At 63.4% G+C, this 1,085-nt stretch carries 1 protein-coding gene; it reads left to right on the forward strand.

The genetic code is table 11. From position 1 onward, the window contains the following. Window positions 1-179 precede the first annotated feature (179 nt). Window positions 180-773: an HhH-GPD-type base excision DNA repair protein gene (locus BMY91_RS22890; protein WP_090826493.1), complete on the forward strand. Its 594-nt coding sequence runs from the start codon at window positions 180-182 to the stop codon at window positions 771-773. Window positions 774-1,085: the final 312 nt, after the last annotated feature.

Consider the following 1,085-nt stretch of genomic DNA (forward strand, 5'->3'; position numbering starts at 1 on the left):
GAAAACAATACACGCCCCCAACCCCCAACGCAAATCCACCCCCACACCACCACCCAACCACCCCCAAAACCCCCACCACACCGCCGTCGAACACCACCAGAGGTAAGCCGCCAGCCGCAGTCCCATCCTGGGAAGTCGCCTCGGGATCGTCAATGACTGGAACGCTCCGTGGTGGGAGGATGGACCGCATGGAACTGCACATCACAGGAGATGCCGCCGCTGACCAACTACTGAGCGACGACGCCTTTGCGTTGCTGACGGGTATGTTGCTCGACCAACAAGTCACCATGGAGTCGGCTTTTGCCGGACCCGAGAAGATCCGCGCCCGCCTCGGCTCCCTGGACCCCGGCGTCATCGCAGAGCACGACCCCGCCGGCTTCGTGGAAGTCTTCAAGGAGCGGCCGGCCGTCCACCGGTTCCCCGGGTCCATGGCCGGCAGGGTCCAAGCCCTGGCAGTGACGGTGCACCGTGACTGGGATGGGGACGCGGCCGCCATCTGGACCAGCGGAAGCCCCGATGGTGCCGAGGTTCTCCGGCGGCTCAAGGCTTTGCCCGGCTTCGGCGAACAGAAGGCGAAGATCTTCCTGGCCTTGTTGGGGAAGCAGTGCGGTCTTCAAGCCGAAGGGTGGAGGGAAGCCGCGGGACACTACGGTGACCGAGGGTCCTACTTGTCTGTTGCCGACATCGTGGACCCGGAATCCCTGGTCAAGGTACGTGCAAGCAAGCAAGCGGCCAAGGCTGCCGCGAAAGCTGCCAAGGCGACAAGCGCGTAGTACCGCCACCTGCCTCATTCCCGAACGTCTTCACCGTTCCGAGCGCCAGTGAGCTCTCATGCCTCCAGTGAGCTCTCACCCTTGGGGCCGACTTCCCAGTAGGCACTTGGTGCCGAAGCATGCCTGGTTTTCAACATTGAGCCTATTCTCCACATAGCGATGGTTGGGCCTGATGGTGCTGCGTGCCTGCTGGCAGAGTGTGAGCATGGAGCAGATGAGGGAACACAAAGCGGGTGCGGCGCCAGCTGCTGCGCTGGTCCGTGCGCCTTCTCCTTCCCTACTCTCACCCCGCGTTTCCAGCACGGCTTCAGC

Source organism: Arthrobacter sp. yr096, from assembly GCF_900108925.1.
GTDB lineage: Bacteria > Actinomycetota > Actinomycetes > Actinomycetales > Micrococcaceae > Arthrobacter.